This window comes from Halobaculum limi (assembly GCF_029490015.1).
GTDB classification, from domain to species: Archaea; Halobacteriota; Halobacteria; order Halobacteriales; family Haloferacaceae; genus Halobaculum; species Halobaculum limi.
The window spans coordinates 815,999-836,480 of record NZ_CP120468.1; the positions used below are offsets into that span (position 1 = coordinate 815,999).

20 protein-coding genes, 2 tRNA genes and 1 pseudogene are annotated in these 20,482 nt (G+C 68.3%); 12 read left to right on the top strand and 11 right to left on the bottom strand.

Annotated elements, in window-relative coordinates; genetic code table 11:
* Positions 1-17: 17 nt before the first annotated feature.
* Both P0D77_RS04065 and P0D77_RS04070 read right to left on the bottom strand, forming a co-directional pair.
* Positions 18-371 carry a DsrE family protein gene (locus P0D77_RS04065; RefSeq protein ID WP_277554907.1) on the bottom strand — a complete coding sequence of 118 codons (354 nt, stop codon included), beginning with the start codon at positions 369-371 and terminating at the stop codon, positions 18-20.
* A 62-nt stretch (positions 372-433) separates the two neighbouring features.
* Positions 434-504, bottom strand: a tRNA-Gly gene (locus tag P0D77_RS04070).
* 162 nt (positions 505-666) lie between these two features.
* Between P0D77_RS04070 and P0D77_RS04075 the strand changes: the two genes are divergently transcribed.
* Both P0D77_RS04075 and P0D77_RS04080 read left to right on the top strand, forming a co-directional pair.
* Positions 667-1,500, top strand: a complete 834-nt coding sequence (locus P0D77_RS04075) for an NAD+ synthase (protein ID WP_277554908.1) — start codon at positions 667-669, stop codon at positions 1,498-1,500.
* Positions 1,501-1,581: 81 nt separating this feature from the next.
* Positions 1,582-2,928: a hypothetical protein gene (locus tag P0D77_RS04080; protein ID WP_277554909.1), complete on the top strand. Its 1,347-nt coding sequence runs from the start codon at positions 1,582-1,584 to the stop codon at positions 2,926-2,928.
* 21 nt (positions 2,929-2,949) lie between these two features.
* On the opposite strand, the gene P0D77_RS04085 is transcribed toward P0D77_RS04080, so the two are convergent.
* Both P0D77_RS04085 and P0D77_RS04090 read right to left on the bottom strand, forming a co-directional pair.
* Positions 2,950-3,531 (bottom strand): thioredoxin-like domain-containing protein, encoded by a 582-nt coding sequence (locus tag P0D77_RS04085; RefSeq protein ID WP_277554910.1) that lies wholly within the window; start codon positions 3,529-3,531, stop codon positions 2,950-2,952.
* A 106-nt stretch (positions 3,532-3,637) separates the two neighbouring features.
* Complete coding sequence (locus tag P0D77_RS04090) at positions 3,638-4,318, bottom strand: enoyl-CoA hydratase/isomerase family protein (protein WP_277554911.1); 681 nt, start codon at positions 4,316-4,318, stop codon at positions 3,638-3,640.
* 60 nt (positions 4,319-4,378) lie between these two features.
* On the opposite strand from P0D77_RS04090, the gene P0D77_RS04095 reads away from it, so the two are divergent.
* Entirely contained in the window at positions 4,379-5,044 is a 666-nt protein-coding gene (locus tag P0D77_RS04095; RefSeq protein WP_277554912.1) for a DUF7114 family protein, read from the top strand.
* Between the two features lie 97 nt (positions 5,045-5,141).
* Positions 5,142-5,213 (top strand) — tRNA-Thr (locus tag P0D77_RS04100).
* Positions 5,214-5,300: 87 nt separating this feature from the next.
* Here P0D77_RS04100 and P0D77_RS04105 read toward each other — a convergent pair.
* The 5 genes and pseudogenes from P0D77_RS04105 to P0D77_RS04125 all read right to left on the bottom strand — a co-directional run bounded on the left by P0D77_RS04105 (position 5,301) and on the right by P0D77_RS04125 (position 10,070).
* Complete coding sequence (locus P0D77_RS04105) at positions 5,301-7,019, bottom strand: histidine kinase N-terminal 7TM domain-containing protein (RefSeq protein ID WP_277554913.1); 1,719 nt, start codon at positions 7,017-7,019, stop codon at positions 5,301-5,303.
* A 60-nt stretch (positions 7,020-7,079) separates the two neighbouring features.
* A complete protein-coding gene (locus P0D77_RS04110; protein ID WP_277554914.1) occupies positions 7,080-7,964 on the bottom strand; it encodes a UbiA family prenyltransferase in 885 nt (294 codons plus the stop codon).
* 292 nt (positions 7,965-8,256) lie between these two features.
* Positions 8,257-8,901 carry a VOC family protein gene (locus P0D77_RS04115; RefSeq protein WP_277554915.1) on the bottom strand — a complete coding sequence of 215 codons (645 nt, stop codon included), beginning with the start codon at positions 8,899-8,901 and terminating at the stop codon, positions 8,257-8,259.
* Between the two features lie 173 nt (positions 8,902-9,074).
* Positions 9,075-9,407 (bottom strand): annotated as a pseudogene (locus P0D77_RS04120) (cupin domain-containing protein); the annotation flags it as partial.
* Between the two features lie 54 nt (positions 9,408-9,461).
* Positions 9,462-10,070 (bottom strand): metal-dependent hydrolase, encoded by a 609-nt coding sequence (locus P0D77_RS04125; protein WP_277554916.1) that lies wholly within the window; start codon positions 10,068-10,070, stop codon positions 9,462-9,464.
* 106 nt (positions 10,071-10,176) lie between these two features.
* Here P0D77_RS04125 and P0D77_RS04130 point away from each other — a divergent pair, with 106 nt between their 5' ends.
* Positions 10,177-10,836, top strand: coding sequence for a potassium channel family protein (locus tag P0D77_RS04130; protein ID WP_277554917.1), 660 nt, complete (start codon positions 10,177-10,179; stop codon positions 10,834-10,836).
* Positions 10,837-11,238: 402 nt separating this feature from the next.
* The gene (locus P0D77_RS04135) at positions 11,239-12,120 is read left to right on the top strand and encodes a dihydrodipicolinate synthase family protein (RefSeq protein ID WP_277554918.1); all 882 of its coding nucleotides are present in this window, start codon (positions 11,239-11,241) and stop codon (positions 12,118-12,120) included.
* On the opposite strand, the gene P0D77_RS04140 is transcribed toward P0D77_RS04135, so the two are convergent.
* The gene (locus P0D77_RS04140) at positions 12,103-12,882 is read right to left on the bottom strand and encodes a TOBE domain-containing protein (RefSeq protein ID WP_277554919.1); all 780 of its coding nucleotides are present in this window, start codon (positions 12,880-12,882) and stop codon (positions 12,103-12,105) included. The genes P0D77_RS04135 and P0D77_RS04140 overlap by 18 nt on opposite strands.
* 63 nt (positions 12,883-12,945) lie before the next feature.
* On the opposite strand from P0D77_RS04140, the gene P0D77_RS04145 reads away from it, so the two are divergent.
* The 5 genes from P0D77_RS04145 (at position 12,946) to P0D77_RS04165 (ending at position 17,945) form a co-directional block, all read left to right on the top strand.
* Positions 12,946-14,055: an extracellular solute-binding protein gene (locus P0D77_RS04145; RefSeq protein WP_277554920.1), complete on the top strand. Its 1,110-nt coding sequence runs from the start codon at positions 12,946-12,948 to the stop codon at positions 14,053-14,055.
* Positions 14,056-14,106: 51 nt separating this feature from the next.
* A complete protein-coding gene (locus tag P0D77_RS04150) occupies positions 14,107-15,087 on the top strand; it encodes an ABC transporter permease (RefSeq protein ID WP_277554921.1) in 981 nt (326 codons plus the stop codon).
* A complete protein-coding gene (locus P0D77_RS04155) occupies positions 15,087-16,103 on the top strand; it encodes an ABC transporter ATP-binding protein (RefSeq protein WP_277554922.1) in 1,017 nt (338 codons plus the stop codon). Before P0D77_RS04150 ends, P0D77_RS04155 begins: the two co-directional genes overlap by 1 nt.
* A gap of 84 nt (positions 16,104-16,187) precedes the next feature.
* The gene (locus tag P0D77_RS04160; protein ID WP_277554923.1) at positions 16,188-17,294 is read left to right on the top strand and encodes a putative sulfate/molybdate transporter; all 1,107 of its coding nucleotides are present in this window, start codon (positions 16,188-16,190) and stop codon (positions 17,292-17,294) included.
* 33 nt (positions 17,295-17,327) lie between these two features.
* A complete protein-coding gene (locus tag P0D77_RS04165; protein WP_277554924.1) occupies positions 17,328-17,945 on the top strand; it encodes a DUF7384 family protein in 618 nt (205 codons plus the stop codon).
* 45 nt (positions 17,946-17,990) lie between these two features.
* On the opposite strand, the gene P0D77_RS04170 is transcribed toward P0D77_RS04165, so the two are convergent.
* Positions 17,991-18,917, bottom strand: coding sequence for an acyltransferase (locus P0D77_RS04170; RefSeq protein ID WP_277554925.1), 927 nt, complete (start codon positions 18,915-18,917; stop codon positions 17,991-17,993).
* A 109-nt stretch (positions 18,918-19,026) separates the two neighbouring features.
* On the opposite strand from P0D77_RS04170, the gene P0D77_RS04175 reads away from it, so the two are divergent.
* Complete coding sequence (locus P0D77_RS04175) at positions 19,027-20,358, top strand: glycoside hydrolase family 68 protein (protein ID WP_277554926.1); 1,332 nt, start codon at positions 19,027-19,029, stop codon at positions 20,356-20,358.
* The last annotated feature ends 124 nt before the right edge of the window (positions 20,359-20,482 follow it).

Sequence of the window (20,482 nt, forward strand, 5' to 3'; positions counted from 1 at the left end):
TCGTCTGCTCGCCCCGCTTACGGCCTGATGTACGCGTAGCCCTGATTCTGTAGTCTGGTGAGTTCGCCAACTCCGGACGAGGCCCGCTCGACGCCAGCGGGAAGGTCGTCAAGGGTCGCTGTCGCGCCGCGAAGGGCGTTCGAGCAGACCCGGAACGCGGTGGCCGCATCGTCGCTGTCGTCACCGGCGGCGAGGACCGTCTCGACTCGGTCGCGGCCGTCGCTGTCGACTGCGGCGTCGATGACGACGGGGTTGTCGACGACGACGGCGACGCTCGTCACGTTGAGGGTGTCGTCGGCGAGGAGGTTCTGCACCTTCGCGTCGACGTACGAGAGTTGATTGGTCGTGGAGACGTGAAAGACAGTTCGCATACGTACCCGCTGGAGACACCGAAGGGTCGGCGTTTCGGTTGCGTCCGCTGTAAACCACAGGATGCGCCGACCGGGAATTGAACCCGGACTTTAGCCTTGGGAAGGCTATGTCCTACCATTGGACCATCGGCGCTCAGTTCGCTCGCGCGGCGTCGACGCGCTTGCGTCCACCGCTTTCTACCCCACCGTAACACTTCAACTAATCGGTCGTCGCTGTCGCTGGAAAAGTGAACGCGCGTCCACCGGCGAAGCCGCGTACGTGGGTATTAGTCGCCTGACTCCCTATCCTTCACCGATGAGCGAATCCGTCCTCCTCGACGAGGAATCGACCCCGTTGGACTTGCGCCTCTCCGAGGCGGAACTCGACCGCGTCCACGACCACCTCACGGACTTCATCGCCGACCAGGTAGCCGCCGCGGGCGCCGAGGGGGCCGTGCTGGGACTCTCGGGCGGCATCGACTCCACCACCGTCGCGTATCTCGCGGTCGACGCCCTCGGGAAGGAGAACCTCCGCGGCCTGGTGATGCCGGGGTCTGTCAACACCGAGGAGAACATGAGCGACGCCGAACGCGTCGCTGAGGACCTGGGCATCGAGTACGACGTCGTCGAGATCGAACCCATCGCGCAGACGTTCTACGACGTGCTCCCCGACGCGGCTGACGACAAGATGGCCGAGAGCAACGTCCGCGTCCGCATCCGGGCCGTCCTCAACTACTTCGCCGCCAACGCGGACAACCGCCTCGTCCTCGGGACGGGCAACCGAAGCGAGGCGCTCACGGGCTACTTCACGAAGTACGGCGACCAGGCGGTCGACTGCAACCCCATCGGCACCCTCTACAAACAGCAGGTGCGGCAACTCGCCGCCCACGTCGGCGTCCCCCACGACCTCGTGATGAAGACGCCCTCGGCGGAGATGTGGACCGGCCAGACCGACGAGGAGGAGATGGGACTCGACTACGACACGCTCGATGCGGTGCTGGCGCTCCACATCGACGGGCCGCTCTCGACGGCCGCGACGGTCCGTGCCCTCGACGTGACCGAAGCACAGGTCGCCCGCGTCGAGGAACTGTACGAGTCCTCGAAACACAAACGGGCGATGCCGCCCGCGCCCGCCGAGTTGACGCTGTAGGTCGGTCGAGTCGCTAGTGTCTACGGCTGGGACTCCTGTGCCGACACAAGACGTTTACCAGCGGCTTGTGGACCTGCGAATATGTCCCTCCGCGCTCGCCCGTCCGCGGTGGTCGTCGTCGCGGCCGCGGTCGTCGCCCTCCTCCTCGCAGCGGTCGCCCCCGTCGTCGCGAGCCCCGCCCCCGTACAGGCGTGCTCACCCTGCGATCGCGGCTTCACCTCCGCCGCACAGCAACACGACCTCGTCACCGACGTTGCCTCCAGCGAGGCGACCGTCCGGATGCACCGCAACGACTCTGCGACGTGGACCGTCCGCGTCGTCCCGACCAACGAGACGGTGCTGAACGCCCTCGCAGAGAACGAGACGCTCGCCCGCAGCGTCGCGGGCGACAGCTTCGGCGTCCGCTACGGCGGCGACATCGAGCACGAACTGCTCGCGGCCGACGTGCGTGACGGCGCGTTCGTGGTTCGCTACCGGACGCTGAACGTGGTCGAAGCGGGGCCGTTCGACACGCACGTCCTCACGTACTTCCGCGACTCGCCGGGCCAGTACATCTACACCGACCTCGGCGCGGACGAACTCACCGTCGTCGCGCCCGAGGACACCACCGTCGCCCGTGGCTTCGGCGACGTCGACGGCCGCCGGATGACCGCGACGGCGCTTCCCGACACGCCCGACGGTCCATTCGTCGTCGCCGCGCCGTCGGGGACGCCGTTGTCGGGCGTCGTTGGCTGGCTGACGGTGGTGTCGATACTCTCGTCGGTCATCGTCCGCAACCTCGTCGCGTTCGTCGCGATACCCGCGCTCGTGCTGTTGGGCGGCGTTGCGGCGCTCCGACGGAGTCGTCGGCTTCGAACCGCCGCCACTCCCGGTCGTCTCGGTGGCCTCGTCGCCGCCGGGGGCGCGGTGCTGGTCGGCGGGTCGCTCGTCGCCGAGGTGGACGCCCTTCCATTGGTCACCAGCAACCTCCTCGTCGGCAGCGTCGTCGGCGGCGCACTCTTGGTCATTGGCGTCGCGGTCGCCGCGCCCGCGGTTCGCGACCGCCTCACGGTCGCCAGACTCGTGGTCGCTGGCGTCGCGGTGGCGGCGCTGTTCGTCGGCGTCGGCGGGCGGGCGTTCGACGGCGGGTATCACGCACTGCTCGCGTCCGCTGCGGCGCTGTTCCCGTTCGTCGTCGCCCTCGGTCGGGCGGACGCCGCGAGCGCCAGCCTCGGCCGCCGAGCGTACGCGGCCTTGGCGGTGGTCTTCCTCGCGACCCTGGTCGTCGCCGCGCCGGTGACGAGTCTCGGCGGAACGCTGTTCTTCGTCGGCGCGATCCTCCTGACGCTCGCAGCCGTCGCCTTCCTCCCGGTCGCGGCGGCGCTGTACGCGCTGGGTGCCTCGACGGTCACGGAGGTCGGTGGAGCGTCGGCGGCCGACGCCGCCTGAGAACGAGTCGGTCTGTCGGGGTTAGCGAACGGGGTTCTCCGGGCCGCGCCCGATGAACTCGGCGGCGAACGCGCGGACGGTCTCGGAGTCGTACTCGTCCATCCGCAGGAGGTGTCGCCACGCGGTGAGCGTGTACGGTGCCTGCGGCTGGTCGTACGGGTTCGGGACGGCGACGAAACTCTGCCACGTGTCGGTGTAGTCGTCGGCCCACGTCTGGAGGTTCGAGCGCGCCTCGTCGGTCAGTTCGCCGGGAACGTAGTACGCGACGATCGCGCCGTGTTCGAGCGTGTGAATGATGTCGCCCATCGGCTGTGGCTCCTCGTAGAACCCCGCCTCGACGACGCCCGAGTAGTGCGGCCCGGAGGTCGGCGGCTGGGTGCTGTAGTCGACCTCGGTGCCGCGCTGGACGTGTTCGTTGCCCTGGTTGGGGAACGATTGGACGTCCGAGAGCAGGTCCGGGTCGCCGTTCTCCGGGAGCGACCCGGTGCCGCCGCCACCGCCGCCGAGACAGCCTGCAAGCGCCGCGACCGTGCCGCCGCCGAGGACGCCGAGCGCACGGCGTCGTGAGAGGGCGCCGTCCGATACGGAGTCGGATCCGTTCATTATGCTCTATTCACGGGACTCGGTGGATTCAATCCTTCCGGTCGCGGACGTCGCCAACTCACGACCGACAGCGGCGACCGTCGCTCACTCACCGACGCGCCCCGACTCACTCACCGAAGTGGATGCCGTGGAGGCGAGCGAACGCCTCGCGTTCGTCTGCTTCCGTCTCTGCACCGCGAGCGCCCGCCCGGACGAGGCGCTTCACGGCCGCCAGCGCGTCGGGGTCGTTCTCCGCGACCGCACGGGCGACGGCGCTGGGGTCGTCGACGACGCGCGAGACGAGGCCCAACTCGCGGGCCTCCTCGCTGTCGACGACGCGGGCCGACAGCGCGATGTCGAGCGCCGCCCCCTCGCCGACGATGCGTGGGAGGCGGGCGGTGCCGCCCCACGCGCCGAACAGGCCGAATGCGGCCCCGCTCTCGGCGAACGTCGCGTCAGGCGTCGCCACGCGAATGTCACACGCCAGCGCGAGTTCGACCCCGCCGCCGCGAGCGGCCCCGTCGACGCCGGCGACGACGACCGTCTCGGCCGTCTCGATAGCCTCCGCGACCCGCTGGCCGTGCCCCGCGAACGCCGCGGGGTCGTCGAGCGACTCGACCACGTCCAGGTCCGCGCCGGCACAGAAGGCGCTCCCGGCACCGCGGAGGAGGACGACTGGCTCGTCGGCGTCGACGACGGCGGCTTCGAGTGCGTCGAGGCCGTCGAGCGTGAGGGCGTTGCGTGCCTCGGGGCGGTCGAGGGTCACGATTCGATACGCCCCGTCGGCGGCGCGTTCGCTTCGGATCACGCCGCGGGGTAGCCCCCCGTTTCCAAAGGTCTTTGCGTGTGCCCGGCCTAGCTGATATCGATGGACGACGCCGCGCGGACTCGGGCCGCCGCGGAGCGGGCGGTCGGTGACGTCGATCCGCCGGCACTCCGGCGGGCGCTAACCGACCGCTTCGACGACGCGGAGATGACCCCGGGTGCGCTCACCCTTCTGTCCGCCCGTGCGCTCGACCCCGACGTCGACCTCGACGCCGTCGAGGACCACGCCGCTGGCGTGCAACTCATCTACGAGGGGCTTCGCCTCACCCGAAGCCTCTCGCAGACGGAGCCGTGGGCATCTGCCGACCTTGATGCCGACGGCGACATCGACGCCGACCTCGACGTACTCGCGGCCGATGTCTCCGTCTCGCGTGGGTTCTACCTGCTCGCCAGAACTGCCGCCGCCGAGAAGGCGGTCGAGACTGTCCGCGCGTTCGGGCGCGACCAGACGCTGCGCCGCGCGGCCGACACGGATGCCGAGAGCGCGGCGCTCGACCGCAATCTGGAGGCGGACGTGTTCGAACTCGCGGTCGTCGCCGGCACTGCCGCCGTCGGCACATCCGCGCCTGCAGAACTCGTCTCGTACGCGGCAGAGTTGGCGGGCGACGACGACCGGATGCCCTCGGTGGGGGCGCTCCCCGACTCCGCGAGCGACCGCATCGCCGCCCTCGCCGACGAGGACCGCGTCGCCTCTTCCGCCGACTCCTGAATCGGATCGCCGTCCCCCGCGTCGTATCGTGATACTGCGTGTCTCCCACGACGCGAATCGTAACGCCTAAAGACAACTCGCGGCTATCCGTAATCGCGCCTGGGTAGCTTAGCGGTAAAGCGCGTCCTTGGTAAGGACGAGAGCCCGGGTTCAAATCCCGGCCTAGGCTGTTCTCGTATCTCTCGTTCGAGTAGCCGTCCGCTCGGAGTTCTTCGGTTCGTTCCGCTCACCGCCCGAAGTGACGACGCCCGCCGTCTCAGTCGTCTGCAGTCGCGGATGCTGTGGCGACCTCGGCGTCGGCAGCGAGGTCGGGGACCGTCACGGTCACCTCGGTCCCGTCGCCGTCGGCCTCGACGATTGTCAGTTCGCCGTCTGCCATATCCGTTCCCCACGCGATCAGCCACAGTCCCAAGCCGCTGCCGTGGTCGAGCGCCGTCTCCGTCCCCCGTTCGAGCACTGCCTGTTCGTGGGCTTCGATCCCGGGACCGTTGTCACGAACTCGCACGCGAACGTGGCCGTCGGTAGCGACGGCCGAGACCGCGACGTGCGGGTCGGCGGCGGTGTTGTGTTCGGCGGCGTTCTCGATGACGTTCTCGTAGACCGCGGTGAGCACCGGCGAGACCCTCGCGCCGTCCACGTCGATGTCGATGTCGTACTCGACGTCCGGATACCGCGTTCGCACCGCGTCGACGGCCTCGGCGACCACCGCAGTCGCCTGGATCGGGGTCTTGGGGTTGCGCCCGTGTTCGAAGACGTCGATGGCGTCGCGGGCCTTGTCGCTGATCGATTCGATACGCAGCGCACCCTCTTTCACCGCGCTGATGCGCTCGGTGTCGCCGTTGTCCGCGAGGTCGGCGTGGCCGTAGATGAGGTTCGTCTCCGTGCGGATGTTGTGTCGGAGGACGCGATTGAGTACCTCCAGGCGTTGTTGGCGACGGAGGTGGTCGCTCACGTCGTGAAAGGAGATGACGCGGCCGAGCGAGCGGCCGTGAAAGTCCGTCACCGCGGTCACGTTGGCGTCGAACTGCCGTTTGTGGATCCCTTCTCCCTCCGCGAGATGTCGTGAGGCCCGTCCCTCCTCGGGGAGTCGATCGTAGTTGGGGATGACCTCCGCGGCGGGGCGACCGAGCGCTTCGCGACTCGACACCGACAGCACTGCGGTCGCCTCCTCGTTCATGTCGACGACGTAGTCGTGGCGGTCGATGACGACCGCACCCTCGCGCATCCGCTCGAAGACGAGGCGTCGTGCCCGGTGGTTGGCGGAGGGACTCGTCCCGAGCAGTCGAAACCGCGTGATAGCACCGAGGTACGCGACACCGGAGACGGTGAAAAACACCGGCGTCGGGTCGAGGCCGGGCACCGGCACTGCGCCGGCGAGAAACAGCGCGTTGCTCGCCCACGGGGCCATCGTCCCGACGAGTAAGCCGAGACTTTGCCCGCGAAACGGGAGCGCGTCGCTGCGGACCAGTCCCAGCAGCGGAATCGACCCGAACAGGCCGAGCAGGTAGGTGTAGCCCGCAATCACCCAGTACCAGGGGCCGCCGGTACGCTGGAGCACTTGGATGCTCCCTTCAGTCGTAATCGTCGAGTTGACGTACAACAGTTCGTGATAGTTGTCGGTCAGCGCCAAGACGACCGTGATGGCCGGAACGACGAGCAACAACGCGATGTACTTCGGTTGGACGTAGCGATTCCGGCCGGTGTACTCGAGTGCGAACAGAAACCACGCGACGGGGATGACGACGACGCCGACCCACTGGATATCCGAGTAGAACACCTTGGCGGCGAGCGAGTCCGCACGTAGTTCGAAGACGAAGAACACGGACCACCACACCTGTCCGGCGAGCATCGCTGCCAGCGGAACCGCCCCCGGTTCCGGACGCTCGCGCCACGCGAGGAGGGCAGCCGTCATCCCCACGACGATGGTGACGAACATCACCGCGGCGAGTGTGCCGGACGGGAACACGTACACCATCGTTCTCGGGAGCGGGGTAATAAATTACACCCTCAGAAACCCCGGTTTTTGTCGGCCTGCTCAAACGATCGCGACCGAACAGAGGATCGCGCCGACGACCACGACGTACTCACACTCCGACGCCAGCGATAGGAGGTCGTTGTCGACACGACCGAGGAGACCAGTCACGACCAGCGAGTAGCACAGTCCAAGGCCCAACGTCGCCGTCAACACGACCGAGAAGTGGCCGGTGTAGGCAGCCACGCCGACGACGGCGGCGGTGAGGAGGTCGACGCCGTACAGCGCACGACGCGTCGCCGGCACGCCGAATTTGACCGGGAGCGTCGCCACGTCGATGGCGCGGTCGGCCTCGATGTCGCCGACGTTGGGAATCTCCGTGTCGACGAACGACCGCAGGAAGAAGTACGCGAACACCGCGAGGGTCGCCGGCGTCACTGACGCGTCCGCGAACGCGACCGGCAGGGCGGTGAGCGTGATGGCCCACGCGAGGGCGACGACCGCCGAGTTGACCACGAGGACGTCTTTCAACCGGCGAATGCGCGACCCGATGTCGGGCATCCAGTCGGCGGCGTACGCGACCCAGAACGCCCCTGGAAGCAGCGTCACCGCAAACGCGGCGATACCGCCGAGGACGGAGATGGCGACGGCGAGTCCGTACGACACCGACGCCAACACGTACAACACGTTCCGATGCCGCCGGACGAACGCCGACCGTTCGGGGTCGGAGACGGCGTCCGTCTCCACGTCGGCGACGCGGTCGTTCGTGTACACCGCGAACGTCACTAACCCGACGACGACCGGTGCGAGACTCGGTTCCAGCGACAACAGCGTCATCGCGATCGCGACCTCGGCCATCGCGATGACCGCGAGATACGCGGAACTGTACACCAGAACGTTTCCGGCACGCTCCCCGTTTCGTGTGAACCACTCGACAGTGCGGTCCATCACCCCGTCCGACTCGACCCCTGACGCGTACTTCGATTCGTGTGGCATGTGTGTTCGGTGTATGTCACGATTACCTCGTCGACATACGATATTTCAGCGCTCACACGGCGAGTATAAAACTTCTTGTATATATAAAAATAACGCAGATATATAGATATATGTTGGGAAATTTAGCAATTCCTGTCAGAAGTATAAGCAAATTGGGCCGAACGAGACAACGTTCGTCGGTGTTACCTGACGAGGCGGTGCGTGTGCCGACCGTTATCGGTCACGACGCACGGCGACTCCCATCTCACTCGCTGAAGCCGGTTCCAGTGGCGGCGTCGGGCACTTCGTTTCGGACGACGTCGAGGCCGAGTTCCTCGATGGCGGCCTCCATATGCTCGTCGTCGACGTAGTTCGCGCCCGCGGCGACGCGTTTCGACTGTGCGAGTGCCATCACCTCGCCGCGCCGGTCGTCGGGGAGTTCGTACTTGTCGACGACGAGTTCGATGGTCAGACCGTTGTGGTCGCGGGTGTACAGCGAGTGGAACGCCCCGCGGTCGAACTCGCTGAAGCGGTGACCGTGATCCCGGAGCGACTCCTTGATGTCGGGCAACTCCGCGGCTTCGATGGAGAACGCGAGGTGGTGGACCGCACCGATTCCGGGGCGCTGTCCGGGGGCGTTCTCGCGGCCCTCCTCGACGAAGAACGTGATGATGCGACCGTCGCCGCTGTCGAAGAACAGGTGCGTCACCTCGGGCGCGTCGAGGTTCGGTTGGCGCATCACCAGCGGCATCCCCAACACGTCGCGGTAGAACTTCACCGTCTCCTCCTCGTTGCTTCCGATGAGCGTGATGTGGTCGGTGCCCGTCGTCGACAGGAGGCTGTCGGGGTCGTCCGCGGTCACGGGGATGTCCGAGCGGTCCGCCGGAACGTCGCTGTCTTCTGTCGCCATACCGGACGTACGTGCGCCGCCCACTTAGCCGCTCGCTGACACCAGTGTTACCGGCTCTGGTCGCCGTCACCGCCGGCGTCACTACCGTCTCGTGGGTTGTCACTGTCTGTGCCCGATCCGCGACTCACCCCGGTCGCCAGTTCGGTGACCGCGTTCGTGCGGTCGTCGCCGGTGTCACCGACGTCACCGGTGTTCTCGGTTCCCGACGGCTCGAACAGCGCCACCTTCGTCGGTTCGCGGGCGACTGGCCGATGCTCGACGCCCGCGGGGACGACGAGGAGTTCCCCAGGCGACAGCGTCGCCGTCGGTTCTTCCCGGAACTCGATGTCGAGTGGACCGCCGTCGACGACCCAGAACAGTTCGTCCGCGTCGGGGTGGCTGTGCCAGACGAACTCGCCGTCGAGGCGGGCGAGTTTCACCGTCTGTCCGTTCAGTTCTGCCGCCAGTCGCGGCGACCACGTCTCGGTGAACGACTCGAAGCCCTCCGCGAGATTCACGACCTCCATACGTCGCCGTCGGCCGTCGTCGGACAAAAACCTCCGTTCGTAGGTGGGTAGCGGCTACCGCAGGTCCTCGATGAGCGTCTCCGGCACCACCGCAAGCACCGACTCCGGCGTGGCCGCGACCACTCGCTCGCCGCCGTCGACGAGCGTCCGCCGTCCGACGGTGTACACTGCCGACACGCCAACGAGCGCGGCGATAGCCCACTGGCCCGGTCCGTCGAGCGTCGCGAGTGCGGGCAACGCGAGCGCGAGGCCGACCAGGAAGTCCTCGGGTGCGCCGTCGTATCTGATCCATCGGCGCGGCGCGTGCCACCGCCCACGGAGGTGCTCGTAGACGGCACGGTCGCTGGTCGCCTCCCACGGACGAAGTTCGAGGCCGCCGCCGAGGACGTCCGACAGCGCGTGCAGCGCCGCCGCGACGAGAAACACGGCTATCGCGAGCGTCACCGGCGACGGCACCGCGGCCGCGAGCGCGACCGCTGCGAGTGCGGCGATGCTCCCGTACGCGGGGAAGTGGAGGTCCTTCCGGTGGTCGCCCAATAAGTCGAGGTCGGGCGCGATACCGCCCAGCGCCCCGGCGAGGACGACGGGCCCCGCCTCGGGCACGAGTGCGAGCGTCCCCAACCCGACCAGCACGCCGACGAAGGCGTGCGTCGTCGCCATCATAGACTAACGTACGCGATTCGAGAACAAAAGGAAGACGTGGGTCGTGGTAGCGTGGCCGTCGTTCTGGGCGATACTGCTTTGTGGTATGCCGTAGCATAACAATCGTATGATGATCGTCATCGTTGGGTACGGCCGTGTCGGTGCCCGAACGGCGAGAGTCCTCGACGAGGAGGGCCACGAAGTGGTCGTTATCGACAACGACCACACCAAAGTCGAACGCGCCAGCGACGCCGGACTGACCGTGATCGAGGGGAACGGCTCGAATCCCGACCGACTGCGCGAGGCCGGCGTCGCTGACGCCGACGCGGTCGGCGCGATCACCGGCGATCCGAAACTGAACTTCGAGATCTGTATGGAGGCGAGGGAGATGTCCGACTGTCGGACGGTGATGCGCATCTCGGAGGACTTCCACCAGGAGATATACGACGAGTTCGAAGCGGCCGTCGACGAGATTATCTACCCCGAACGACTCGGCGCGGCGGGCGCGAAGACGGCGATGCTCGGCGGCAACTTCAACGCCATCGGCGAACTCACGGAGCGACTCCAGATATTCACCCTCACCGTCGACGACGACGCGCCCATCCTCGGCGACCGCGTCAACGACCTCTCCATCGAAGGCGGTCGCGTGTACGCACACGGTCGGGAACGCGAGTCGCTGACGATCCCACTCCCCGGAACGACCGTCGCTGCGGGCGACCGACTGGCCGTTCTCGCGGAGACAGACCGCGTGACAGACGTGCGGACGACGCTCTTGGGCGACGCCTGACGAGTTCTATCGCGGGTGGCGGACCCACTCGACGATCGACATTCGACGACCGCGCCGAGCGCCGTCGCTATGGTGGGATACTGTGTGGGGAAAGAACAGGGCCGGTGTGGCCCTGACAGGCGTGTGGGGGAACGCGTGCCTGTGACGCGGGTCGCGTGACGTGTGGTGTGCCGGGCGCGCGAAACGGAGCGCCACCGTCGCGGGCGTCCCCGTCGACGGCGACTGTACGTGGGTGTGCCCCTGCGCCCACTCGACGGCATCAACGGACGAAATATAAAGACTCGTCAGACGCTGGTCGTCCGTCTGACGCCCGTATGACCGCGTTTTCGTGTGATCCACTCTCGTGATTTCTGTCGATCAGATGATGGGAATGCTCTTGTCTCGCGGCGGTGACCTCCGGGTATGCACGGCACCGGACCGCCGCTCGTCACGCCGTTCGACGCGGACGGCGACCTCGACGAGACGGCGCTGCGCGGACTGGTTGCGTGGGTCGAAGACCGCGGCGTCGACTTCCTCGTCCCCTGTGGGTCGAACAGCGAGGCCGAACTGATGACCGCCGAGGAGCGCGCCCGAACGGTCGAAGTCGTCGCCGACGCCGCCTCCGTCCCGGTGCTCGCCGGAACCGGAAGCCCCGGCCTGCGGGAGACGTTGGAAGCCACCGACGCCGCGGCCGACGCGGGCGCCGACGCTGCGCTCGTCGTCACGCCGTTCTACTACGGGCACGACCAGGAGACGCTGGAAGCGTACTACACCGAGGTCGCAGATGCGGCCGAGATTCCGGTGTACCTCTACTCGGTGCCCGCCTACACCGACACGAAACTCGCGCCCGACACCATCGGTCGTCTCGCGCGACACCCGAACATCGGCGGGATGAAAGACTCCTCGGGTGACATCCAGTCGTTCCAACGCATCGAGGCCCGCACCGCAGACGCCGACTTCGACCTGATGGTCGGATCGGGCGGCGTCCTCGCGCAGGCACTCGCGGCGGGCGGCACCGGCGGCGTCCTCGCGCTGGCGAACATCGCGCCCGAGGCGACGACGGCCATCTACGAGGCGCACGAGGCGGGCGACGACGCCCGTGCCCGCGAGTTGACGGCCGCCTGCGTCGAACTCAACTACGCCGTCACCGGCGGCTACAGCGTCCCTGGCCTGAAGTACGCGATGCGCCAGCGAGACGCACCGGCCGGCCACGTTCGGTCGCCACACCGCCCCGCAGACGCCGAGGCGACCGCCGCACTCGACGACCTCCTCGCGGACCTCGAGGAGTTACTGGCCGGCCTCTGAGGAATCGTCCGCGTCGGCCGCGGTGCCGACCGCCCGCGTCGCAGTCGCTTTGAACGACGCGACGACCTCGCTCCCCTCGCGGAGGCCGAGTCGCTCTGCACTGTCGACCGTCACGAGCGCCGTCAGCGGGTCGTTCACGCCAACGTCGACGCGAACTTCGACGACGGCGTCGCCGCGGTCGACGCCCGTCGCCACGCCCGTACACCGATTTCTCGCGCTCGTCGCGTCCGGCGACGGCGTCTCCGCAGGGTCGTGGAGTGTCACCGCGTCCGCGCGGACGCTCACCTGCACACGCTCGCCCGAATTCGGACCGGGGTCGCCGACCGCCAGCGCTCGGAGCGTTCCAGCGTCGGTGTCGACGACAGCGAGTTCGCCGTCGCGGTCGACGACGCGCCCGGCCAGCACGGACTCCGTCGCGCCCGCGGTGCCCGCGAGCGCCGCGGTCAGTCGGTCGAACCGCGCGAGCAACGCCCGTGCGGTCGGCGTCAACTCGCTTCCGCCGCCGTCCGCGCCGCCGCGGCGACGTTCCACGAGGTCGCCGAACGCCGCCTCCAGCGTCTCCAACCGCGATAGCGCTCGTGCCCGCGACCGGCCCAACTCGCTGGCCGCACCGCTGACCGACCCCGTCGCGGCGACCGTCCGGAGCAATGCGGCGTCGCGGCCGTCGAACGTCACGCCGTCGGCGGTCAGACTCGCCTCGAACGTCGCGGTTCCCTCGTCTCCCTCGCTCGGCGTCGACGCCGTCCCGTGCTCCCGGTCCATCGTTTGAGCGTTCGACGACCGCCTCCAAAACGGTTATGTGCTGGCCGGCACTCCGATGTATCTATGACGAAACAACGATCGGATGGCACGCCTCGGGCAGTGAACCGGCGGTCGTTCCTGGCGGCGACGGGCGCGAGTGCGGCGGCGCTTGGGTTGGCTGGCTGTATGGGATCGGGCGGTGGCGGCTCTGAGACGGGGTCCGGTGGCGGTGGGTCGGGTGGATCGAGCGGGTCCGACGACACGTCCGGGTCCGGCGGGTCGTCGCTGGAGGACTCGATGACCATCTTCCACGCGGGCAGTCTCGCGCCGCCGTTCTCGGAGGCGGAACCCGGCTTCGAGGAGGAGTACGGCGTCGACGTGACCCGCGAGGCGCAGGGGTCGGTCGCCTCGACGCAGAAGATCACCCAGCAGGGTCGCTCGGCGGACGTCCTCGGCACCTCCGACTTCCGCCTCATCCGCAACCGTATCCTCCCCGACTTCGGCGACTGGTACGCCATCTTCACGACGAACTCGATGTCGATCCAGTACCGCGAGGACTCCCCCGGCGCCGACGACATCTCGGCGGACAACTGGTGGGAGGTGCTCACCCGCGACGACGTCACCATCGGTCACTCCGACCCGGCGGTCGACCCCGGCGGCTACCGTGCGGTGATGACCCAACAACTCGGCGCCGAGGAGTTCGACGGCGAGCGCCTCTACGACGACGCGACGTACCAGCAACTCCGCGAGAACTCGGTCGTCCCGACGGGCACCGAGACGAATTTAGAGGGCCAGTTGGAGTCGGGGGAACTCGACTACGTGTTCTACTACCAGTCCATCTCCGCGAGTTCGGGCCTCCCGTACGTTGACCTCCAACCGGAGGTCGACCTCTCGCAAGCGAGCAGCGAGTACGCTGAACACTACGCGAAGGCGGAAGTCGAGACGGACTCGGGGACGTTCACGGGCGCGCCTATCGCCTACGGCATCACGGTGCCGGGCGTCGCGGAGTCGCCCAACGCGGGCGCGAAGTGGGTGGAGTACTTCGCGACCGACGCCGGACGGCAGGTACTGACCGACCTCGGTCTCGTCCCGGTCGACCCCATCGTCGTCCCCGCCGCCAGCGAGGACGCCGTCCCGGACAACGTCCTCGACGTCGCGAGCGCACAGGACACGCTCGGACCGCTCGAACTGTAACCGGGGCGTCGACCGGAGCGTTCTCAATGCACGACACCGACACCCAGTACGATGGCGACCGGAACTGACAGCGGCGTCCGGTTCGGGCGACTCGGGCGAGCGCCGCTCGTGGTCGCGTTCGGGGCGATCCAACTGCTGGCGTTCGCAGTCGCGTACACCACGGGCGCGCCGACGCTGTACGCCTACTTCGTCGTCGGGAGCGTCGCCGTCGCCGCCTACGCCTTCGACGGTAGCAGGTTCACCGTCGCCGCGGCGACGCTCGCGAGCATCCTCGTCGTCGCGCTCGGCCTCCCGCTGGCGCTGTTCGTCGCTCGCCAACAGCCGGCGCTGATCGCCGAGAAGGCGCTGGACCCCGACGTGCACCGCGTCCTCTATCTCGGCGTGTACGGGCCACTCTTGGCGGCTATCGCCAGCCTCGCGTTCGGCGTTCCCCTCGCACGCCTCCTCGCCGACGGCTTCCGCGGCCAGCAAGTGGTCGAGAGCCTCGTCGACCTGCCCCTCGTCGTCCCCCACAGTGTCGCGGGCATCATCATCCTGTTCGGCTTCGGGCGCGGCGGCGCGTTCCCGAACGTCTCCGTGCTGGGGACGATGACCGGGATGGTGCTCGCGATGACGTTCGTCTCCGCACCGTACGCCGTCAACGCCAGCCGCGAGGCGTTCGAGTCCATCGACGACCGTCTGGAGTACGCTTCACGGATTCACGGCGCCTCGCGCTTCGAGACGTTCCGCCGCGTGACCGGGCCGCTCGCCGTTCGCGGGATGGTCACCGGGGGCGTCCTCGCGTGGGCACGCGCCGTCTCCGAGTTCGGTGCGGTCGCCGTCGTCGCCTACTCGGTGCAGTTCTTCTACCCGCCTGCGGGCGGCCGCGTCACTGCCCAGCACGCACCCGTCTTCGTCTACAACACGTACCTGCAGGGCGGCCTCGAAGAGAGCGGCGCGGTGGCGTTCCTCCTCCTCGCAGTTTCGGCGGTCATCTTCCTCATCGTCCGCTATCTCACCGCCGACTCGACGACGACCGGGGGTGTCGTCTGATGGGCCTCTCGGCCGACGTGCGGGCGACGTTCACCGCCGACGGCGCGGAGTCGTTCGTCGTCGACGCCGCAATCGAGGTCGACCGCGGCGAGAGCCTCGTCGTCCTCGGCCCCAGTGGGAGTGGCAAGTCGCTGTTGCTGGAGACGATCGCGGGCTTTCACGACCACGGGGGGTCGGTGACGCTCGACGGTACCGCGATTCACGACCGGAGCCCGGAGGACCGCGGCTTCGGCTTCGTCTTCCAAGATTACGCGCTGTTCCCCCACCTCACGGTCGCGGAGAACGCGGCCTACGGCACGCGCTACCGCGACGACGTCCGCGACCCCGAGGCGCTCCTCGCGGAACTGGGTGTGGCCGACCTCGCGGATCGGTACCCGCCGACGCTGTCGGGCGGCGAGAAACAGCGGGTGGCGCTCGCGCGGGCGCTGGCGGTCCGGCCCGAAGTGATGCTCCTCGACGAACCGCTGGCGGCGCTCGACGTGCCGACGCGACAGGCGCTTCGCGACGACCTCGCGGCAGTCCTCGACGACGTGACCACGGTGTACGTCACGCACAACCGCACGACGGCGCGAGCAGTCGGCGACCGCATCGCCGTGATGCGCGACGGAGAAATCGTCCAGAGCGGGACGCCCGAAGCCGTGTTCGATCGCCCCTCTTGCCCGATGGTCGCCGCCTTCACCGGGTCGAACGTCGTCGCCGCCGCCGCCCTTCGCGATGCCGTCGACCTCCCCGCTGACGCCGAGACCGCCGCCGTTCGACCCGAACACGTTCGCATCGACGGCGACGGCTCCCTCCACGGAACAGTTCGGCGCGTCGTCCGCGAGGACGCCGCCTACCGCGTCCTCGTCGACCTCGACGCGGCCGCGCCGACCGTCGAGATGCCCACGAACGCCCTTACCGACGGCGGCGACGCCCGTCTCTCGCTGTTTAGCGACGACCCGCCCGCGACGGACGACGCCGTCCGGCTGTCGATTTCTGCAGACCGCGTCTCGACGTACGGCGTCGCCGACAAGTAACTATATTCGGTTTCTCAACTCCAGATCGGATCACGGATCTGGTTTCTGAATATATTCAAGTAAACTCATCTGTTCGGTGCTTTCGTGTCGCTATCCGAACGATTCAGCTCTACCGACGGCCTTCGGCTCGACCTCGGTGAGCTGACCGGCGCGATAGGGGATTCGGTTACGGTCCTCCCGATCGTCGTCGGGCTGGCGGCGCTCACTCCCGTCTCGCTTCCGCACGCGCTGATCTGGTTCGGCGTCTTTCAGGTGGTGTGGGGCGTCGCCTACGGACTTCCGCTCTCGGTCGAGCCGATGAAGGCGCTCGCTGGACTGGCGCTGGCGGGGACGCTCGCGTACGGCGAGTTCCTCGCGGCGGGCCTGCTCGCGGGCGTCGTTCTCCTCGTGTTCGCGGCGACTGGGTCGCTCTCGCGGATCCAGCGACACGTCCGCGAGCCAGTGATCCGCGGCATCCAACTGGCGGTCGCGCTGTTGTTGGCGCGGGCCGGGTTCGATCTGGGTGTCGCCGACCCGACGCTCGCGCTCGGAGCCGCCGCCGTCGCGGGCGTCGTCGCCGTCGCGGGCTACCGCCGGGGCGCGGCGCTGGCTGTCCTCGGGGTCGGACTGGCGCTCGCCCTGCTCGAAACCGGCGTCCCGGCGGCGTCGCTTCCGGCGTTCGGCCTGTTCCCGACGGGCGTCCCGTCTCTCACGGCGGGGGCGCTATCGGCATCAACGGGCCAACTCGCGATGACCGTCGGGAACGCCGCGGTCGCGACGAGCCTCCTCTTGTCCGACCTGTTCGATGCCGACATCTCCGCCGACCGTCTCTCGGGGAGTATGGGTGTGATGAGTCTGACCGCGGTGCCGCTGGGCGGCCTCCCGATGTGTCACGGTTCGGGTGGTCTCGCGGGGAAACACGCCTTCGGCGCGCGTACCGGCGGCGCGAACCTCGTCCTCGGGGGCCTCTACCTCGCAGCCGTCCCGTTCGCAGGCGTCGTCGCCGCGTTCCCGATGCCTGTCCTCGGCGTCCTCCTCATCGTCGTCGCGGTCCACCTCGGTCGCCGCGCGGTCGCCGTCTCCGGCCGGCGGGCGCTCGCGGTCGTCGCCTTCGTCGGTGTGGTCGGCCTCGCGTGGAACGTCGGCGCGGCGTTCCTCCTCGGCGTCGTCGCCGACGCGGGGCTTCGACGGGTCGCGGGCGCGACGAACTGACCGGCTTTTCACGCTCGCGGTCGACCCTCGGGTATGGAGACGTGGGCCAGCCTGTTCGAGCGAGCGACCGCGGTCGCCGTCGACGCCGCCGACGTGACCGCGGCGTTGGCGGAACGACGGGACCGCGAGGTCGAGGCGTCGGATTCGGACGACTCTGCGGACGCGCCTGCCGCGAGCGAGCGACCCGAGCCGTCACCGGCGCGGGTCGTCGCCGACGCGGACGTCCTCGCGGCCGACCTCCTCGTCGGCGGGCCCGCACGCGAGGCACTCGACGGCCCGCGAGCGCACTCGTGGGTCACGCTCGTCGCCAGCGACGCCCTCCTCGACGACGCGGAGGCGGTCGTCGCGACGCTCGCGGACTCGACACTCGCGGCCGACTGGCGCGAACGGATCGAGGCGTGGCGCGAGTCAGTCGCACAACCGCGGGGAGACCACCCGGCGCTGGCGTCGGCGTACCGTGGTGGTGCGATGCACGTCCTCTCGCTGGACGACCGCCTGACGGCCGCCGGGACCGCCGCGGGACTCAACGACCGCTTCCCCGTCAGCGTCCGAGAGCCGCAGGCGTTCGCTGCGCTGTTCGACGCCGAGCGACTGTACCCGGAGGTCGGCGGTGGCGAGTATCCGGGCCCCGACCGCGATCCGCGAGAATAACCACGAACGAACGGCGGACTGCGCGGCAGGTCGCCCGCGTCCGTCTCAGTTGTCCGACCCGGGCGCGTCGACGCCATCTGGCGGCGTCAGGTCACGCTGGAACTCGTCGAACACGTCGATGTCGTCGGGGAGGTCGTACTCGATGCGTCGCTCCTCGGCGCGGTTGGTCAGTTTGTCCTCCTTCGGGTCCGCGACCGACTCCCACCCCGGTTTCACCCGGACCGTGCGTGCGGGCGACCCGACGGCGATGTGGTGGTCGGGCACGTCGCCCTGCACGATGGACTTCGCGCCGACGATGGCGTTCTTGCCGACGCGGCACCCCGCGCGAATCATCGAGTCGTAGGTGACGCGGGCGTCGTCGTCGACGATGGTGTGGTAGTTGTCGACGTGCGTCTGGTCGACCACGTCGTGGTCGTGGCTGTAGATGTGCGCGGAGTCGGAGATTGAGACGCGGTCGCCGATGGTGAGTTTCCCGCGGTCGTCGAGGTGGACGTCGTCGTGGACGACCGTGTTATCGCCGATTTCGATGTTGTGGCCGTAGGTGAACGTGATGCCCTTGAACAGGCGGAGGTTGTCGCCGGCGTCGGCGAACAGGTGGTTCGCGAGCATCTGCCGGAACTGAAGCGCGAACGCGATGTTGTCGGCCATCGGCGTGTCGTCGAACTGCCGCCACAGCCACTGGAGGTGTTTGGAGCGTTTGTACTGCTGTTCGTCTTTCTCGGCGTAGTACTCCGACTCCAGCGTCGCGTTGCACGGGTCGTACCCCTGCAGGCGCACGCGCTCTGCGGGCGTCACGTCGCCGCCGGCTTGCCACCGCTCGTAGGCGTCGCGGTCGCCGAACAGGTCCACGAGCGTGTCGCGGACGACGTCACACGTGTCCTCGGCCGACGAGAGTCGGTCGTCAACCCGTTCGATGAAGGCCGTAACTCCCTCCTCCGCCTCCGGTGGGAGAGACACGTGACGCTTAGTCATATCACGAGCATTCGCCGGGATACGGCATATGGGTTCGGATATGCGAACCCGGTGCGGAACCGCGTGGCGAAGCGACAGCGGTTAGGACCACCCGGTCGTTCGCTCGTCCATGTCACCGCCACACGACTCCGACGCCGCTGCCTTGGATTCCGAGGCGATTCGTCGGGATACGCCCGCGTGGACGCGGGAGCAGGCGAGCGGTCTCGCTCGCGTCGCCGACGCGGTCAAGCCGGTCATCTACCCGCCCGAAGACCCGGTCAGCGACGAAGTGTACCTCTGGGACACCTGGTTCCTGCGCGAACGCGACGGGTCGCTCGCAGAGGTCGGCGGCTACCGCGTCGCCTTCGCGCTGACCGCGCCGCGTGACCTCCTGCCGGGCAAGCGCCACGACGTGGCGACGATCCGCTGTTTCTACTCCGCCGACGGCCGCTCGTGGGAGTCGGCCGGCCCGGTCTTCGAGGGAAGCGAACCGCTCGGGTCGCGCCAGTGGGCAGGCTGTGCCTTGTGGGACCCCGACGGCACCGGCCCCTCGGATCTGTACTGCTACTACACCGCCGCCGGCGAGGCGGGCGAAGAGGATCTGAGTTACACTCAGCACCTCGCCGTCGGAACCGGCGGAACCCTCGTCGCCGACGACGACGGCCTCTCAGTCGAAGGGACGTTCACCCACGAGTCGCTCCTCCGGCCCGACGGCGTCCGCTACGAGACGGAGGACCAGTCGCGCGGGATGATCTACACCTTCCGCGACCCGTGGTTCTTCACCGACCCCGCGACCGGCGAGACGCACCTGCTGTTCGAGGCGAACATCCCCGTCCCCGAGGGGAGCGAGGCCTGCGAGGGCGACCCCGTCAACCAGGAGTTCAATGGCGCAATCGGTATCGCCGACTCGCCGACGGGCGACCCGACCGAGTGGGAACTGCGCGACCCCCTCCTCCACTCGACGTGCGTGAACCAGGAACTCGAACGCCCGCACCTCGTCGTGCGCGACGGGAACTACTACCTGTTCGTCTCCAGCCACGAGCACACGTTCACGCCCGACATTGAGGGGTTCGACGCGCTGTACGGCTTCGTCGCCGACTCCCTGCACGGCGACTACCGCCCGCTCAACGACACGGGCCTCGTCCTCACGAACCCCGCGAACGCCCCGTTCCAGACGTACTCGTGGCTCGCCTTCTCCCACGCCGAAGAACTGCTCGTCACCTCCTTCTTCAACTACTACGACCTCGAAGGGCGGAGTCTCGACGACGTCGCCGACCTCCCTCCCGAAGAGCAGTTCCGCCGGTTCGGCGGGACGCTCGCGCCGACGATCCGCATCGAACTCGACGGCGACCGGACGCGAGTGCTGGGGAAGTTGAAGCACGGCCACATCCCGCTGCCACACGAGGCGCTGCCTGACCTGCCGCCGCGGAGTCGAGGCGGGCGGCGCGGCGGGTATCGCTGAGACAGTTCAGATTCTACTTGAGTGGGCCTCCCTCGCACGTCGTCCCTGTCGGCCGTCACTCATCGAAGCGAAGGCGTTCGCACTGGATGAGTTGGCTTGGCTTCGCCGACTGAGTATTTCGGAC

Excerpts from the sequence above, each read along its gene's own strand:
- P0D77_RS04065 (WP_277554907.1), bottom strand. The coding sequence starts at position 371 with ATGCGAACTGTCTTTCACGTCTCCACGACCAATCAACTCTCGTACGTC.
- P0D77_RS04125 (WP_277554916.1), bottom strand. The coding sequence starts at position 10,070 with ATGATGGCGACGACGCACGCCTTCGTCGGCGTGCTGGTCGGGTTGGGG.
- P0D77_RS04075 (WP_277554908.1), top strand. The coding sequence starts at position 667 with ATGAGCGAATCCGTCCTCCTCGACGAGGAATCGACCCCGTTGGACTTG.
- P0D77_RS04170 (WP_277554925.1), bottom strand. The coding sequence starts at position 18,917 with ATGACTAAGCGTCACGTGTCTCTCCCACCGGAGGCGGAGGAGGGAGTT.
- P0D77_RS04130 (WP_277554917.1), top strand. The coding sequence starts at position 10,177 with ATGATGATCGTCATCGTTGGGTACGGCCGTGTCGGTGCCCGAACGGCG.
- P0D77_RS04155 (WP_277554922.1), top strand. The coding sequence starts at position 15,087 with ATGGGCCTCTCGGCCGACGTGCGGGCGACGTTCACCGCCGACGGCGCG.
- P0D77_RS04165 (WP_277554924.1), top strand. The coding sequence starts at position 17,328 with ATGGAGACGTGGGCCAGCCTGTTCGAGCGAGCGACCGCGGTCGCCGTC.
- P0D77_RS04175 (WP_277554926.1), top strand. The coding sequence starts at position 19,027 with ATGTCACCGCCACACGACTCCGACGCCGCTGCCTTGGATTCCGAGGCG.
- P0D77_RS04095 (WP_277554912.1), top strand. The coding sequence starts at position 4,379 with ATGGACGACGCCGCGCGGACTCGGGCCGCCGCGGAGCGGGCGGTCGGT.
- P0D77_RS04145 (WP_277554920.1), top strand. The coding sequence starts at position 12,946 with ATGACGAAACAACGATCGGATGGCACGCCTCGGGCAGTGAACCGGCGG.
- P0D77_RS04115 (WP_277554915.1), bottom strand. The coding sequence starts at position 8,901 with ATGGCGACAGAAGACAGCGACGTTCCGGCGGACCGCTCGGACATCCCC.
- P0D77_RS04105 (WP_277554913.1), bottom strand. The coding sequence starts at position 7,019 with ATGGTGTACGTGTTCCCGTCCGGCACACTCGCCGCGGTGATGTTCGTC.
- P0D77_RS04110 (WP_277554914.1), bottom strand. The coding sequence starts at position 7,964 with ATGGACCGCACTGTCGAGTGGTTCACACGAAACGGGGAGCGTGCCGGA.
- P0D77_RS04080 (WP_277554909.1), top strand. The coding sequence starts at position 1,582 with ATGTCCCTCCGCGCTCGCCCGTCCGCGGTGGTCGTCGTCGCGGCCGCG.
- P0D77_RS04085 (WP_277554910.1), bottom strand. The coding sequence starts at position 3,531 with ATGAACGGATCCGACTCCGTATCGGACGGCGCCCTCTCACGACGCCGT.
- P0D77_RS04140 (WP_277554919.1), bottom strand. The coding sequence starts at position 12,882 with ATGGACCGGGAGCACGGGACGGCGTCGACGCCGAGCGAGGGAGACGAG.
- P0D77_RS04135 (WP_277554918.1), top strand. The coding sequence starts at position 11,239 with ATGCACGGCACCGGACCGCCGCTCGTCACGCCGTTCGACGCGGACGGC.
- P0D77_RS04150 (WP_277554921.1), top strand. The coding sequence starts at position 14,107 with ATGGCGACCGGAACTGACAGCGGCGTCCGGTTCGGGCGACTCGGGCGA.